Origin of the sequence: Mediterraneibacter catenae (genome assembly GCF_008691045.1) — a bacterium.
In the GTDB taxonomy this organism is placed as follows: domain Bacteria; phylum Bacillota; class Clostridia; order Lachnospirales; family Lachnospiraceae; genus Mediterraneibacter; species Mediterraneibacter ornithocaccae.
Window position 1 is genome coordinate 37884 of record NZ_VMSO01000008.1, and the last position, 16024, is coordinate 53907.

Here is a 16024-nt window from a genome sequence, read left to right on the forward strand (position 1 = left end):
CATGAAGAAAAGATTATCCTGTGCCGCGCTATCTGCCGCCGCTGCAGCCGTGATCGTCACCGGCTGTCTGTGGGCTGCCGACGAACCGGAAGCCGACGCTCTCGAAGAAGAGCAGATCGTTCTGCATGTGATGCACAATAAACAGGAAGCCCCCGAGACTTATCACAAGCTTGCGGAGGCTTTCCACCAGAAATACCCTGATATCACCGTGGAGTACGAAGTCCCCACAGACTTTGACCTGGAGCTCCAGAAACGCATGAACCGTGGCGAGACGCCTGACATCTACACCGCAAGTCCCGTCCAGGCCAACGCCGGGCTGCTGCTCGACCTCTCCGGCCAGGAATTCCTCGCCCGGATGCGCCCGGTCCACTATGACACAGTAACCCGCCCGGGCGAATATTTCTTCCCGATGGGATATTCCGGAGCCGGCATCATCTGCAATGAGACCGTGCTCGCCAGATACGGGCTGGAACTCCCCCGGACACTGCGCGATCTGGAGGATATACACGATACCCTCTCCCGGAACAATGTCTATACGTTCGCGCTCGGCTTCAAAGATCTGTGGACGGCCCACTACTGTTTCCGCCCCGCCTATTATGCCGTCTATGCCGGCCAGCCGGACTGGAACAGTCTCCGCTATGAAGACAAGGTCAGCTTCTCTGATACTCCCGGCTGGAAAACAGTGGGCGACGTGGTAAAAGATTATGTATATGCATACGGAAATACCGACACGGCATTTGAAAGAGGCTACATGGACGCCTGCAATATGCTTGCCCAGAACCGCGCCGCCCTTCTTGTCCAGGGCTCATGGGCTGCCGCGATCATCGAGGACTATAATTCTAATACAACCCTGCGCATGGTACCCCTGCCGGTCTCGGACGATCCCGATGAAAACGTGATCAACTTCTACTGTGATTATTCACTCTCCGTCAGCGCGGATACAGAACATCCGAAAGAATCCCTTCTCTATCTGGATTTTCTCGCATCCGAGGAAGCCGCAGAGATCTATGTCAAAAACACCGGGTCATTCTCGGGCCTGATCGGCGCCCCCATGCCGGACAGCAGCATTGCGCAAGATATCATGGCTTATGTAGACGCCGGAAAATATATCGGCAATCCCTCCGACGGCTGGCCGCCCTACTTTTATACAGATGCCGAGAGGATCCTTGCCGAGTATATGTTCGGCGGGAGAGATTACGAAGAAATGACAGAGGCGCTCGATTCCGCATGGGATATGAGGAGCGGGGATCTATAGTAGGGTGCTGCCACAAGATCACGCTCCTTGTCAAAAAGAAATATCCTGTATGATTTATCTCAGATTCTTGATGGTATCCTCATAAGATACAAAATCTTCTGTAAAATAACTGGTGACAGACTGATAATCTTCCTCATAGAAGGAATTATCGCAAAACTCTGTAATGATGGCAGGTACATCTACTCCTTCTTTCGCGGACGGACATACTGTCATTTGAGCCCGATGCTCCCTGACCTCTTTGACTAAAGAGACAAACTTATCATCAAAATCAATAAGAGGAGTAAGTTTATAAATATCATACAAATGACGTGAATATCTCTTTGATTTTCCCTGCATATAGTAATCACAAAGAGCAAATATCTTATCAATATAAGTTCTTTCCAATGACTGCAGATTCATTGAAAATCTGTCAAGGTAGAATCCTTTTGCCAGATCTGCCCGATTACGCTCTTCCAGATAGTCTCCAATATAATTATGTATCTCTATTGACTGTGTCGGAAATGCATAGGAACCCAATGCTGTTTCCAGCTTTATATACTGCGGAAGTCTTTCATCTTCCAGTTCAAATACAGAGGTATACGAAAAGAAATAAGCATTATAATCCCTGTCGCTCTGGATCTCATTCCAGTTTGCGATCGGCATTTCCAGTTCTTCGCTTATTCCTTTTAAAACAATGTTCTTAAGTTTTTTCCTTCTGCTCTCTCCAATATGTTCTTTAAAAGTGATATCAATATCTTCTGAAAAACGATCGATCACATGATACCCTTTGGATAAAGATGTTCCGCCTTTGAATACACACAGTTCAAGCTGCTCTGCCAATAATTTCAGGATCAGTGTAACATAGTAGTCTTTTTCTACCACTATAGCAGTTCGTCCCATTTGCTCAGCAGTCTGCTCTATTATATCCTTAAACGTTTCTCTATCCTTATGAAGATACATACTCTACCTCCGTTTCATATATCGCTTTATATATCTTAATCGGATAATTGGTAATAAACCGGTCGATCTTTTTCTTTGTAATGCTATTTTTTCTGGCAAATTCCGTCAAAATCTTTCCGCATTTTTCCAGTTCCATCTCTGTACATTTCTCAATGTCTTTCAGACTGTCGAGAAACTGCAGAACCGATACATTTTCTTCTGTCACTTCCACCACTGGTCTTCTGATAATGTATTGCCTGTTTTTAATCTTCATTTTTCTTACCAATGCCGGAGCAAAATTGCTGCTTATCTCCTGAATAAACGGAACCTGTGTGGATAATCCCATACGGTTTGCCAGTGTATAGCCGGAATAGTACCCCACCCGCTTTCCCCTGCGCATGATATACTTATGAACAGCTACTGTATCCGGAGACAAAGACATCCTCTCGCCAAAAATATCCGTTTTGGGGAAATAGTATACTCCCGGCTCAAATCGGCATATGGCTCCGCTGTCAGTAAGTCTCTTTAAATGATATCTGAGATTTTCTTCTGTCATCCCCGGGATGTCAATATCTCCGGTAAAAATAGGTTCTCCTGGAATATAATTTTCTTTCAGATAATGATATAACATAATCATTTCCCTTTCAATAAGTAAACTATTCATTTACTTATCGTTAGTATACTTAAGATTATTTTCTTTGTCAATCACATTTGACTATTTCATGCCATTTGAAAACCACCATTTATTGCACGCTGTTTTCTTCTTCCTGCAGCAGCCAGTCGGTGATATTATAAATCTCTATTCCCTCGCGGCTGTATTGGGGATGCCGCGTACGGGCGATGATCTTCTCTATATAGTCACCCGCTTTCAAAACTTAAAATTTTTTTATTTTTTGAAATCCGATCAGATATTGTTTGCCAACTCATATGCATCATGAATCGCATAATAAATATTGGCAACGTGGTTTGAATCTCCTACATTGTATACTTCTGGTACAGATGTGTTTTTAACAAACTCCGGATATATATCATTAACAGGCTCATACCCCACAGCGATCAGAACCGTATCAGCAGGGATTTCTTCCTTACTTCCGTCCTTTACTCCTTCGATCTCTACACTGTTCTCCGTGATCTTTGATGCCTTTGTATTCATATACATATGTATGTCGTAGTAGTCTGTATATAAATGTGCCATCTCGATATCGCCTATCGGAGTATTCTTTGTTCCGCCCATGATCTGGTCTGTGAACTCTACAACAGATACCTGTTTCCCGAGTTTAGCCATCCATATTGCCGTTTCCATGCCAATTTGTCCGCCGCCGATAACAGTTACTTTATCTCCAAGTTTCTCCTGATCATAATATACTTCATGGGCATAGAATACATGATCCTTTTCTGTTCCCGGTATGTGGAACGGTCTTGCCTTTGATCCGGATGCGATAAACACAACATCTGCATTCTGGTCTTCCAGCTCTCCTGCCGTCATTTCATGCTTCATGACAACCTGAACTCCGTTGTTGTTCATTTCAGTCTTGAACCACTCGACCAGTTCAAGAATATGATGTTTATAAAGCGTAGCTCCTGCGTAGACAAGATTTCCTCCCAGATGATCTGTTTTTTCATATAATATAACCTCATGTCCTCTGACAACCGAAATAAGAGCCGCCTCCATTCCTGCCGGTCCCCCGCCGACGACGACTACTTTTTTCTTTTTCAGGATCGGGCGCAAAGCATTTCTTCTTTCCGCATAGCACTGGGGATTTATGGCGCACCACACAGTTGATTTGTTAAATATATTTGTAATACATCCGTAATTGCAGGAGATACAGTGACGGATTCTTTCAGGCTGGTTCTTTTCCAGTTTTGAGACAAGATAAGGATCTGCCAGCGCCGGTCTGCCAAGTCCGATCATCTGGCATTTTCCGCTTTTTACTGCGTCCAGCGCCATATCCGGCTCGTCCATACGGCCTGCGACCATAACCGGGACGTCTACAGCCGCCTGCAGTTTTGCCGACATATCCAGGTAGATCCCATCTTTTGTAAAGATATTGGGATGGCTGAGATAGTGAGCCTCACAGCTTCCTATATCAGAGTCAAATCCGTCATATCCGGCTTCCTGCAGCCAGCGTGCGGCTTTCAGCCCCTCCTCCAGGTCACGTCCCGCCTCGTGAACTGTATTTTCCTGCTCCGGAAGAATGCCGGTCTTTCCATCTTTCATATAGTGTTTTACGGAATACCGAAGAGTTACCGGGAAATTTTTCCCGCAGACTTCCTTTATCTTCTGTACGATCTCGCAGGGTACACGGTAGCGGTTTTCAAAGCTGCCGCCGTACTGATCCGTTCTGTGGTTCCACTGTTCCATGGTAAACTGGTCCAGAAGATAATCTTCATGCAGCGCATGGATCTCCACTCCGTCGAATCCGCATTTCTGCGCGATCTGCGCCGCTCTTCCAAAAGATCCGATCATATCTTTTACTTCCTGCGTGGTCATCGCACGATGCTTAATTGATGGATCATACATATTATCTGCATCCGAAGGCGCAATCTTCTTGTTTACTTTGACCACTTTCGCCGTGCGCCCGAAGCCTGCTGTAAGCTGTAAGAATATTTTTGTTCCATAGGCATGTACACGTTCCGTGAGCTGAGAACATTTCTGGATAAATATCAGAGGATTCTTTTTAATTACAAGGATAGACGGCGTCTCCGCCTCTTCGATCGCCTCATCAGCAATGCAGTATCCTGTAATAATAAGACCGATTCCTCCTTTTGCACGCTCTACATAATAATCGATCCCTTCATCTGTCAGAGCTCCTTCTGCGTCTACATGTCCGAAATTTCCCATTGGAGACAGGAAAAAACGGTTCTTTACAGTTACTCCGCCGATCTGAAGAGGCTGAAACAGACTTTCATACTTGTTTTCTTTTTTGCTCATCATACTTACCTCCGCATTTTCAGATTTCTTTTGTTTAATGGAAATATAAATCCTGTAGTAACTGCAGAGTCAAGCCATATTTGCATAAGAAAAAGCGCGTCCTGTTTCAGAACACGCCTTCCGTCATTTATTCCCGCGAGCCGCGGAGTTTTTGACTTCATAGATATCATATAGGTTCAATGGGGATCCATATTTCCATATATCGTACATCTTCATCATCTTCTCTCACCGATGCGATCTGATTTCCCAAGATATCGCCGGCAAGCCTGTATCCCTGTTTCGCCATAAAATCAAAAGCTCCCGCAAGCATTTTATGTGAGAAATATTCCTTCTCTTTTGCTTTCAAAATCGTATAAATAGACTGTACAGATTCAATATAATTCATCCGTTCATCGATTCTTAGATTCAGTGCGTCCGCCCATTTCTTTTTAATTGTAAAACCCCATTCAAACTCTTCTTCCTGCCGGCCGGAATCAAACCATTCTTTTCTGATCCGGTATATATTCTCCACAAATGTATAATTTGCAAGCAGTTCTTCAAAATATCCTCCGCTCTCATCCGCCCGTGTATACCGGATTTTTTCGCCCTGATACCATCTGTTGATAAAATAGTATCCTGCCGGCCTGTTCACGATAGGATATTCCCCTATGATCAATGGGATATTTTTCAGTACATTCCGGTAATTCTGAAGTTTCAGCATTTTAAGCTGGTACAGATTCATCTTTTTCTCGGCTTCATCGATTTTTTCCTGAAGCTTATCTGTGAACCCTTTAAGACTTGCCGACTGAATGCTCTCCAGTGATTCATTAAGAGAAAATTCCAGCTCGCGGTATTTTTTATAGTCCAAAAGACGGTTCATATCCCATATATCATAGTAACGGTAATTGCTGTTTTCGTCTTTTTCCGGGTGGATCAGATTCTTTGTTTCATAAAACCGGATCGTCTCCACCGGGATATTCAGGATCTTCGACACTTCTCCTATCTTGTACTTCAAAGTCTATCTCCCCCTTTTTCATCTTACTTCTCAAAACAGGTCTTTTATTTAATATACCGTAAAAGATTTTTCTTTTCCATATTTTTTACTTGACTCTGCAGTTACTACAGGATTTATCTTCATCTTAAATAAAGGAACCGGGCCTTAAAACGTTAAATGAAAGGAATGTGAAACAATGACCAACAAAGAACTTGCAGCAAAAATAATTGCAAATGTGGGCGGCGAGCAGAACATTTCTATACTGACGCACTGCGCCACACGTCTGAGATTTAACTTGAAAGATAACAATAAAGCCGATCTTGAGGCGCTGAAGAAACTTGACGGCGTTCTGACCGCCCAGATCAAGAGCGGACAGCTTCAGGTCGTTATCGGGGCCAAGGTAAATGCGGTCTTTGATGAAGTATCCGCTCAGGTACATATTACGGAAGGTGAGGCAGCTGTCACGGAACCTTCGAAAAATAAAGTGAGCGCCGTCATTGAAACCATTTCCGGTATCTTCGCGCCTACACTGTCTGTCCTGATCGGATGTGGTATGTTCAAGGCAATCGTTTCCCTGATCACAGGGTTGGAACTTCTGCCGTCAGATAATGATTTTGTAACTCTTCTCTCTATGATCGGAGATCTCATATTCTACTTCTTCCCGTTCTTCCTTGCGGTCAGCGCGGCCAAAAAGTTCCGGGTAAACGAATATATGGCTCTGGCTCTGGCAGCTGCCTATATGTATCCGACGATCATAAACGGAGCCGCCGCGGCTGAGGAAACCGGTGTGACCGGACTGAATATTCTGGGGATAACGGTTCCCTTTATAAGTTACAGTTCTACCGTGATCCCGATCATCCTTTCCGTCTGGGTATTAAGCCTGATCTATAAACGGATCGACAGGCTGGTCCCTGATTTTCTCAAGATCCTGCTTACATCCATGATCGTCCTGTTTATCATGGTACCGGTGGAACTGATCATTCTCGGACCTATCGGATCTTACGCAGGAACTTATATCGCCCAGTTTATGGACTGGTTCTACTCCATAGGCGGATTTGTCGCTGCTGCACTTCTGGGCGGCACCCGTTCTCTTCTTACAATGATGGGAATGCATTACGCCCTTGCGCCGCTGCAGATCCAACAGATCGCAGAAACCGGCATTTCCACGCTCCTTGTCAGCGCACTGACGGCAAACTTTGCCCAGGGCGGATCCGCTTTCGGCGCCTTCCTTGCTCTGAAGGATAAACAGATGAAGTCGGTTGCAGCCAGCGCGTCTCTTTCTGCTGTGCTCGGTATCACTGAACCGGCTATGTACGGTGTCAACCTGAGATATAAACGTCCGTTTGGTATTGCTATGGCTTCCTCTGCTGTGGCTGCGGCATTCCTTTCCTTCTTCCACGCAGGAGCAATGGCATATGCACCTCCGGGAATCTTTACGATCATTACTTATACGGCGGACAGTTTTGTATTCATTATCCTTGGCGCAGCACTTTCCTTCGGACTTGCCGCACTGCTCACCTTTTTCTTCGGCATTCCGAAAGAAGAAAATAAAGCTTCAAAAGAAGAAAAGACCATTGAAAATGAGAATGATCCTGAGGCAGATACTTTGCCGGACACATCTGCTGCCGCAGGCGCTGAACTGACAGTTTATTCGCCGATCCACGGAAACGTGGTCCCGCTTTCTGAAGTTCCTGACGAAGCATTTGGCTCAGGGGCCATGGGACAGGGCGTAGGGATCGAGCCTGATGAAGGAAAAGTATATGCTCCATTTGACGGAACTGTAGAAATGGTATTCGACACAAAACATGCCATCGGCCTTACAAGCAGCGATGGGATCAGTCTGCTCATCCACGTCGGCCTGGATACGGTAGAACTGAACGGACAATATTTTACTGCGCATGTTTCTGCCGGAGATCCGATCAGAAGGGGACAGCTTCTTCTTGAATTTGACCTCGATAAAATCGCGGAAAAATATAAAACTGTAACGCCTGTCCTTGTGGTCAATACAGATGAATACGCATCTGTCAGCGGAATTTCAGGCATAAAAGCCGATAATGATACTCCTGTGATCAAGATCAACGCATGAGTCGCAGAAACGGACAAAAGGAGGAAAAATCTCATGGGAAACAGATTACCAGACAACTTTTTATGGGGCGGCGCTACAGCCGCCAATCAATATGAGGGCGGATATCTTTCCGGCGGAAAAGGACTCTCTACTCTGGACGCTATTACAGGAGGAAGCCACACCTCTCCTCGCAGAATTACATTTAAGACAGCCGACGGCAGAACCGGCAGTGTGACACGGGAAGAGCCGCTTCCGGAAGGCGCTGTTGGCTATATTGCCCCGGATATTTATTATCCCAGCCACGTAGCGACAGACTTCTATCACCACTATAAAGAGGATATCGCCCTGTTCGCTGAAATGGGTTTTAAATGTTTCCGCATGTCCATTACATGGTCAAGGATCTGCCCCAACGGTATGTACGACGTCAATGAAGAAGGGCTGCAGTTTTACGATGATGTTTTTGACGAATGTCTGAAATATAATATCGAACCGGTCGTTACAATTAATCATTTTGATACGCCCATGTATCTGGCGGACCATTATGACGGATGGGCGAACAGAAACCTCGTGGATTACTATTTATTTTTCTGCGAAACGATCTTTAAACGCTATAAAGATAAAGTGAAATACTGGATGACATTTAATGAGATCAACTTCCTGCGCAGCTGGACGCAGATCGGGATCCACAAAAATGACGCAGCCACAAAAGCCCAGGCTCATCATCATATTTTTGTGGCAAGCGCAAAGGCAGTCAAACTGGGGCATGAAATCAATCCCGATTTCAAAATCGGTATGATGGTATCTTATATTCCCAGCTATCCCATGACCTGCCGTCCGGAAGATATGTGGGAATCCATGCAATTCAACCATGAAAGAGAATTCTTCATGGATGTGCAGTGCAGAGGGAAATATCCGAATTACCGACTGAAAGAATACGAACGTAACGGGATAAACCTTGTCACAGAAGAAGGCGACGATGAAATCCTGAAAGAAGGCACTGTAGACTATATCGGCTTCAGTTACTATATGTCAACCGTCTCAACAACAGACAAAAACGCTGCTAAAACAAGCGGCAATCAGGTTATGGCATACCGCAACCCTTATCTGAAAGAATCCGAGTGGGGCTGGGCGATCGATCCTTTGGGGCTGCGTATTTCCCTGAATCAGATCTATGACCGTTATCAGCTTCCCATGTTCATTGTGGAAAATGGCTTCGGGGCTGCCGATGCCGTGGAAAAAGACGGTACGATCAACGATGATTACAGGATCGATTATTTCCGTCAGCACATTCAGGCGATGAAAGACGCCGTGCTCATCGACGGCGTTGACCTGATCGGATATACTCCCTGGGGCTGCATCGATCTGGTCTCCTCAGGAACCGGAGAAATGAAAAAACGTTACGGTTTTATCTATGTTGATATGGATGACCAGGGAAAGGGAACGCTCAAACGCTCCCGCAAGAAATCATTCTACTGGTACAAGCATGTAATTGAAACAAACGGAGAAGAATTATGAAATCCGGTTAACAGGCGGGGCAGAATTAAACCGACAAACAAAAACAGCGTAGAATTTTGATGTTTCTACGCTGTTTTTTTCGCCTGCTCTGCTGTATTCTGCGCCATAACGCCCACCAGCGCATGGGGCACAACTACCCCTGAAATTTATCCTGTAACCAAGGGAGCCATAAAGCCTTATATATAACGGCTTTGTGGCTCCTCTGATGTCTGTTAAGTGTCAAAGACAGGATTATAACGGATTTTTGCGGAATGCTCAAGACATGGGGGAAACTCTCAGACATTCGCCTGAAGTTCCTGTGCTGCCACGCTTTCGCTCGGAGTGGAGCGCAGCGGGCGCTTAGTCCAGACTGATGGCAGTGAAATACCCCTCTTCCACTGCGTTGATGAATTTCGCAGGCCGTTTAGCGTCGCCAATGACAGTGACATCATAGCCTCTGTCTTTCAGGGCTCGGGCCAGATCGCCGCCAGCGGAGCGCTGGCCGACTGCCGGTATCACCAGGTCAGCATTCACAGCCTTTTCCACTTCTTTAGCATCGGCTTTGCAATTCTCCAGAGAAACCTTGCAGTATTATATCAGGCAGATAGAATCTCAGAAGGGGGAACCTGTCCCTGAGAGCCTTCGCATCCAGGCCATTTTCTTTACAGATGGTATTACAGCTCTGTACACCAACTGGCTTCAGAAAAAAATCAAGGTCACTCCCCAGCAGCTTGTGGATATTGCGTTTCAATGTATGCCTGTGGAAATGGCCCGCTATTTTCTATAAACGGCAGGACTGTTCTTCTGTAAGATAATCCATCGGAACACTTTGACAAACATGTCTGTATTGTTCCGCTAATTCAGGATATTTCAAACGGTTTCAGATTCTTGTCATTTTTTCCTTGCCAGAAACGCCGCTGTGACCGCAGACGCCACCGGCACTGTGATAACGATACCGAATGTTCCACAGATTCCCTGAGCGATCTCGATCGTCAGATAGTTCGAATTAAAGAGCTGGTTGAACTGTACCTGATAGGACAGAAATACAAGCAGCGTGATAAACGCACTTCCTATAAACGCAAGGATCAGCGTATTGGTCATCGTGCCGATCATGTCCTTTCCCATCTCGATCCCGGACAGAAACAGTTCCTTCATCTTCAGCCCGAACTGTTACATAAGCGCCTGGAGCGGCATTACCGACCGCAAAGCTTCCGCCAAGGACAAATGCCATAGCTGTCAGGCCGACCTTCACTCTGCGATTAACTTTTCTCATCGCCATAAAAACTTAAACCTCCTTATTCTGTCTGCGGCTCACTACATTGGAACCCGAAAGTATTTTATCGTCTCAAAAAAGAGGTTCAATATTATTTGCAGTCATTTAAAATACTTTACAAATATTTGACTTGGCCGTTACAAAACTACCATTCCCTTATTCATAAAAACACCCGGGGATCATATTGATTTTAGAACTATTCCCGGATATAATGATAGCGTCAGTGTACAAGGGGCAACACGCTCCAAACCGCGTAATTTCGGTTGTTTCCGGAATTGCTCACATTCACGCGGGCCTTTCAAAAAATGCAGAAAGAAGGAGAAACAAAATCTATGAAAAAGAAACTTATTGTAATCATGCTGGCCGGGATGCTTGCTGTATCCACTGCTGCCTGCGGCGGATCCGGCGATGATTCATCTGCAGATAACGCACAGGAAACAGATAAAGGAGGAGATTCCTCTTCAGAAAAAAATATTGAGATCCAGACTGGTCAGTACGCTGCAGGCATGTACAAGATTGGAACAGATATGCCTGCCGGTACATATCTGGTAACAGGAGATGAAGGCTATGTTGAAGTATCCAGCGATTCTTCAGGAGAGCTGGATTCTGTCCTCACGAACGACACTTTCACAGACCGCACTTATATAACCGTTTCTGACGGACAGTATCTTCAGTTCGAAGGAACAGCAACCCCGGCAGATGACGCGCCTGCCTACGAAGCAGAAGACGGTTACTATCCGGAAGGAAAATATCTTGTAGGAAAGGATATCCCGGCCGGGGAATATAACATATCGGTAGTTGAAAACAGCGATCTTGATTATGGGTATGTAGAGATTTCCTCCGATGCCAGCGGATCTGTAGACGCTATTATTTCCAGTGAAAATATCGAAACTAACATTTACCGTACTGTTGAAGACGGACAGTTTCTGAAAATGGTCGGAGCTGAGATCAAAGGATAATCCATGACAGAAGTGGCATGCCGCATGCGGCATGCCACTTCTATGGTAGTCTTTCCTACAGTTTTTCATGAACGATCCTGCATTTCAAGAATCCATCAGTTCTTTTATAAAACCTGTTTTATCGATATAGTAGAAGCCCTCTGTACGTATTTTTCTGAATCTTTCATTTCCAACCGGAAGTTTTTTCGCGATATTATCTTTCATTCTGCCACCTTCCTTCTACGGATGCTTTTCTGCTATTATACATCAGGAGCGGGAAGAATGAACCCCATATTGGCTTCCGCCTGTTGTTTAAACAGAAATCCTGTCCAGTTTTGAGACAAGATGAGAATCTGCCCCAATCCCATACAGATGCGTGATATATTTAATTCTGAATTCCCGAATCTCGCATATTTCATTATGAATCAGCCTCCATCTCTGCGATAGTTTCTAAATAGTGATGTACACGGCAGAGATTCCCGAAAGCGACCGCTTTCTCAGGTATTGATCTTGTTACTACGCTTCCGATAAAATCAATCTTTTTTACAGTTTCTGATTGCCCGTAGACCAGACATGTTTTTCCTTTGCCTGCTCTGCTGTATTCTGCGCCATAACGCCCACCAGCGCGTGGGGCACATACGGTTCTTCCAGATAATCGATCTCTTCCCTGGTCAGGCACAGGTCAGCCGCCTTTGCCATTCCCTCCACATGGGAGAGCTTCGTGGCGCCCACGATGGGGGCAGTCACCTTTGTGAGCAGCCATGCAAGGGAGATTTCTGTCATGGACACGCCGCGCTTCTCTGCCAGTTCCGCCACCCGCGCTATGATCACACTGTCCTCATCGGCTGTGCCGTTGTATTTCAGCTTTGCATAGTCGTCTTCCTGCAGCCTTTTTGATGTTTCTCCCGGCTTTTTGGACAGCCTGCCGCCTGCCAGGGCGCTGTACGGCGTCATTGCGATATTGTCTTCCCGGCAGAGTTTCGCCATCTCCCGTTCTTCCTCGCGGAAGATCAGGTTGTAATGTCCCTGTATGGATACGAATTTCGCAAATCCTTCCCGCTCCGCCAGTGCATTTGCCTTTGCAAGCTGATACGCAAAGCAGTTGGAAATGCCGATATATCTTGCCTTTCCTTCTTTCACCACATTGTTTAATCCTTCCATGATGTCATACAGCGGCGTCGCGTAATCCCACATATGATAAATATAGAGATCCACATGGTCCATCCCGAGATTTTCCAGACTCTTGTTGATCATCCGTTCAATATGCTCCTGGGCCGGAACGCCCTGTTCGATTTCTTCCGGTGTGCGGGGAAGAAACTTTGTAGCAACTACCACTTCATCCCGTTTTGCATAATCCCACAGCGCCCTTCCCAGGTACTGCTCGCTTGTGCCGCTCTGGTATCCGATGGCAGTGTCGTAAAAATTGATCCCGGATTCCAGACCTTTGCGGATGATTTCCCGGGTATGCTCCTCATCGATGGTCCACGTATGCTGCCCGTTCTTTGCGTCCCCGAAACCCATGCATCCCATACAGATGCGTGATACATTTAACTCAGAATTTCCTAATCTTGCATATTTCATTATGAATCAGCCTCCTCTGTCATACCGATACTGACAAGCCATTCTGCCACATCATCTGCACAGTCCTCCGTTTCTCCGTCTCCAAGGGAAAGTCCTTCTGTAATCTCTGCCTCCGGCTCCATCTCTGCGATGGTATCAAGGGAATCGGAAAATCCACTGCCGCCGCTTGTATTAAAGGGCACGACTGTCTTTCCGGAAAGGTCATACTCATCCAGAAATGTATACAGGATCATGGGCATATCTCCCCACCAGTTCGGGAAGCCGAGATAAACGGTATCATACCCGGACAGATCCACAGTCTCTGCGATTGCCGGGCGGGCGTCGCTGCTCTGCTCCTCCTGTGCGATATCCAGAAGTTCATTGTAATCGTCCGTATAAGGCTCGGCCGGAACGATCTCAAACAGATCCGCACCGGTCTGTGCCTGGATTTCCTGGGCTACAGCCTCTGTATTGCCTGACCAGGAAAAGTAAGCGATCAACGCGGCGCCTTCTCTCGCTGCTGTATCTGTACCCTCTTCTTCTATGTCAGCTGTCTCTCCTGCGTCTGCATTTTCTTCTGTCTGCGTCTCTGTGCTCTCTTCGGTCTGAGTCTCCGTCTGCTCTTCTGTACCGGTTCCGTCGCTGCAAGCGGCAAGACTGAATACTGCAGTTCCCGCAAGCATGACCGAAAGAAGTCCTTTCAGCAATTTTGATTTCATAAGCGTCCTCCTGACTTTTGCTTCTTTTCTCTCCATCTGTTATTGATCAAGGTTCATACATTTCCCTATGACATCCCCTGTACGGAGATATTCGTAGGTGGGCATTTCGAAAAGAACCGGCTTCAATGTGCGGTAGTCAATTTTTCCTGCTTCATTTAAAACATTTTCTTCCGCATAAACGCCGTCTATTTTGCAGATAAAGCTCTCAAACCCTTCTGTTTCATAGATATCGTCTACCGTACAGTCCATCACCACCGGCGCCTCGTCGATGACCGGCGCCCCGGTCCCTTCGGTGTGGAACTGGAACATCTCTGACTTATCCACTTTATTTCCGCTGACACATCCGGTCCGGTCTGCTTTTTTCAGCATGGCTTCGTCTACAATATTCACGGTCAGCGCCTTTGTCTCTTTGATTCCCTGATTGGTGTAATGGGGTTTTGCAAGGCTGACCATGATCCGGTCATGCCCGATGATCCCCACATGTCCCACCAGGACATAATTCGGCCTTCCGTGTACCATGGTTCCCACTACCACAAGCGGTGTGGGATAAAGCGCCAGACCTTTTCCAATATTTTTCTTCATGTTCATGCCTCCAATCCGGCAGGGGTTTTCCTGCCTATATGTATATTGTAAGAAGATTCTTCACTTAAGTCTAATACCTGTCGTTTATCATTTTTCATGCGTTTCAGGAATGATACTTCTTCTGCCCAATTTCAGTAAAATCACAGACAGATAATATGCGATCCAGATAAACAGCCCCAGCATAGACAGATAATCTATATAAAAAGATATCGGGGACTCGCTGTAATCCAGGAACACAAACTGTGTCCTCAGGAACATGTAAGTCGCCAGATTTCTTGTCACAAATACATACAGGCCGTAACCTGCAGTTAAAACGCCGGCAATCCGGAGTACCATACGGCGGATTCCGGAGCTCCTGTCCATCCCGAACATCTGCCGGAACCGCGCCAGCATCATGCCCCAGTGGAGTCCCAGATGGAAAGACATCAGTATGAATCCCCAGTAGCAGGCAGTCATGTGGATCAGCCTTGCTGCTCCCATCCCGCCGCTGATTGGAAGAAATGCGAATACATGCCGGGACATGATAATACCGCTTGCCGTCAGACAGATCATCACTGCAAAAAGCACCAGATCCATCGCACTCGTCAGGATACGAACCCCGGTATATTTCCCCCGGAACATGCTTTTGTACCAGGCGCCGTTCAGCACATGGTGGGCGATAAATAGCACAAGCATGAAAGCGCCCGCCCACTCATGAGCGGATTCTCCCCAAAGCTGATATCCCATCAAAAACAAAAGCGTCAGCGTCATCAGGATATCCACCGCAAATTTTGATTTTGATTTCTTCTTTATTTTTTTCTTCCCATTATCCATTACTTATCTTCCTCTCTGGCGGGAAATTTTGCTCCAGCCATCCCTGTACGATATGGAGTAACCTTTCACCGCTGTTTTCCAATACATACAGGCTGTTCTTCATGTCCGTTCCCGGGCATCTGCATCTCACAGCCTGTTCCATCCCCTTATCTTCTCCTCCGCAATGACTGAAAAAAGGAAGGATCACTTTCCCTGTCATATCACTTTTATCCAGCCAGGCAGCCAGGGGAGGAGCGATCGTTCCACACCAGTTGGGCGAACCGGCAAAGACAATATCATATCCAACGGCGCTTTCCGTTATGGGAAGCAGCGCAGGCAGCTTTCCTGATCTGTTTTCCTCTCTCACCTGTTTCAAAAGGCTTTCAAAATCTGCCGGATAAGGCTGTCTCGGATAAATCTGGCTGATCCTTCCGCCTGTCTGTCTCTGTATCTCTTCTGCAATCCTGCGGGTTTTCCCGGAATAGGAATAATACACGATCAAAATATTTTCTTTCATATATGT

General features: G+C 46.2%; 16 protein-coding genes. 4 read left to right on the top strand and 12 right to left on the bottom strand.

Annotated features, from left to right (window positions below; translation table 11 throughout):
• The first annotated feature begins 1 nt into the window (after nucleotide 1).
• Nucleotides 2–1255 (top strand): ABC transporter substrate-binding protein, encoded by a 1254-nt coding sequence (locus FNY66_RS07680; RefSeq protein ID WP_087149812.1) that lies wholly within the window; start codon nucleotides 2–4, stop codon nucleotides 1253–1255.
• Nucleotides 1256–1309: 54 nt separating this feature from the next.
• On the opposite strand, the gene FNY66_RS07685 is transcribed toward FNY66_RS07680, so the two are convergent.
• From FNY66_RS07685 to FNY66_RS07700, 4 genes are all read right to left on the bottom strand, one after another.
• Nucleotides 1310–2194 (bottom strand): nucleotidyl transferase AbiEii/AbiGii toxin family protein, encoded by an 885-nt coding sequence (locus FNY66_RS07685; protein ID WP_087149813.1) that lies wholly within the window; start codon nucleotides 2192–2194, stop codon nucleotides 1310–1312.
• Nucleotides 2181–2804, bottom strand: coding sequence for a DUF6088 family protein (locus tag FNY66_RS07690; RefSeq protein ID WP_087149814.1), 624 nt, complete (start codon nucleotides 2802–2804; stop codon nucleotides 2181–2183). Before FNY66_RS07690 ends, FNY66_RS07685 begins: the two co-directional genes overlap by 14 nt.
• A 273-nt stretch (nucleotides 2805–3077) precedes the next feature.
• On the bottom strand, nucleotides 3078–5108 hold the full coding sequence (locus FNY66_RS07695; RefSeq protein ID WP_087149815.1) for an oxidoreductase: 2031 nt from the start codon (nucleotides 5106–5108) through the stop codon (nucleotides 3078–3080).
• 163 nt (nucleotides 5109–5271) lie between these two features.
• Entirely contained in the window at nucleotides 5272–6099 is an 828-nt protein-coding gene (locus tag FNY66_RS07700; RefSeq protein WP_087149816.1) for a MerR family transcriptional regulator, read from the bottom strand.
• 175 nt (nucleotides 6100–6274) lie between these two features.
• Between FNY66_RS07700 and FNY66_RS07705 the strand changes: the two genes are divergently transcribed.
• Nucleotides 6275–8164 (top strand): beta-glucoside-specific PTS transporter subunit IIABC, encoded by a 1890-nt coding sequence (locus tag FNY66_RS07705; RefSeq protein WP_087149817.1) that lies wholly within the window; start codon nucleotides 6275–6277, stop codon nucleotides 8162–8164.
• 33 nt (nucleotides 8165–8197) lie between these two features.
• A complete protein-coding gene (locus FNY66_RS07710) occupies nucleotides 8198–9658 on the top strand; it encodes a family 1 glycosylhydrolase (RefSeq protein WP_087149818.1) in 1461 nt (486 codons plus the stop codon).
• Between the two features lie 339 nt (nucleotides 9659–9997).
• On the opposite strand, the gene FNY66_RS15480 is transcribed toward FNY66_RS07710, so the two are convergent.
• Together FNY66_RS15480 and FNY66_RS07715 are read right to left on the bottom strand one after the other, a co-directional pair.
• Complete coding sequence (locus FNY66_RS15480) at nucleotides 9998–10171, bottom strand: hypothetical protein (protein ID WP_162607850.1); 174 nt, start codon at nucleotides 10169–10171, stop codon at nucleotides 9998–10000.
• A 357-nt stretch (nucleotides 10172–10528) separates the two neighbouring features.
• Complete coding sequence (locus FNY66_RS07715; protein WP_229409471.1) at nucleotides 10529–10792, bottom strand: YibE/F family protein; 264 nt, start codon at nucleotides 10790–10792, stop codon at nucleotides 10529–10531.
• 450 nt (nucleotides 10793–11242) lie between these two features.
• On the opposite strand from FNY66_RS07715, the gene FNY66_RS07720 reads away from it, so the two are divergent.
• Nucleotides 11243–11869 (top strand): hypothetical protein, encoded by a 627-nt coding sequence (locus tag FNY66_RS07720; protein ID WP_087149821.1) that lies wholly within the window; start codon nucleotides 11243–11245, stop codon nucleotides 11867–11869.
• An 84-nt stretch (nucleotides 11870–11953) separates the two neighbouring features.
• On the opposite strand, the gene FNY66_RS07725 is transcribed toward FNY66_RS07720, so the two are convergent.
• The 6 genes from FNY66_RS07725 to FNY66_RS07750 form a co-directional block, all read right to left on the bottom strand.
• A complete protein-coding gene (locus tag FNY66_RS07725; RefSeq protein WP_143449233.1) occupies nucleotides 11954–12073 on the bottom strand; it encodes an AAA family ATPase in 120 nt (39 codons plus the stop codon).
• 318 nt (nucleotides 12074–12391) lie between these two features.
• A complete protein-coding gene (locus FNY66_RS07730; protein WP_087149822.1) occupies nucleotides 12392–13429 on the bottom strand; it encodes an aldo/keto reductase in 1038 nt (345 codons plus the stop codon).
• The gene (locus FNY66_RS07735; RefSeq protein ID WP_229409472.1) at nucleotides 13429–14127 is read right to left on the bottom strand and encodes a flavodoxin; all 699 of its coding nucleotides are present in this window, start codon (nucleotides 14125–14127) and stop codon (nucleotides 13429–13431) included. Before FNY66_RS07735 ends, FNY66_RS07730 begins: the two co-directional genes overlap by 1 nt.
• Nucleotides 14128–14166: 39 nt before the next feature.
• Entirely contained in the window at nucleotides 14167–14709 is a 543-nt protein-coding gene (locus tag FNY66_RS07740) for a flavin reductase family protein (RefSeq protein ID WP_087149823.1), read from the bottom strand.
• Between the two features lie 87 nt (nucleotides 14710–14796).
• Nucleotides 14797–15522 (bottom strand): DUF4405 domain-containing protein, encoded by a 726-nt coding sequence (locus FNY66_RS07745; protein ID WP_229409473.1) that lies wholly within the window; start codon nucleotides 15520–15522, stop codon nucleotides 14797–14799.
• Entirely contained in the window at nucleotides 15515–16018 is a 504-nt protein-coding gene (locus FNY66_RS07750) for a flavodoxin (protein ID WP_162607851.1), read from the bottom strand. Before FNY66_RS07750 ends, FNY66_RS07745 begins: the two co-directional genes overlap by 8 nt.
• Between the last annotated feature and the right edge of the window lie 6 nt (nucleotides 16019–16024).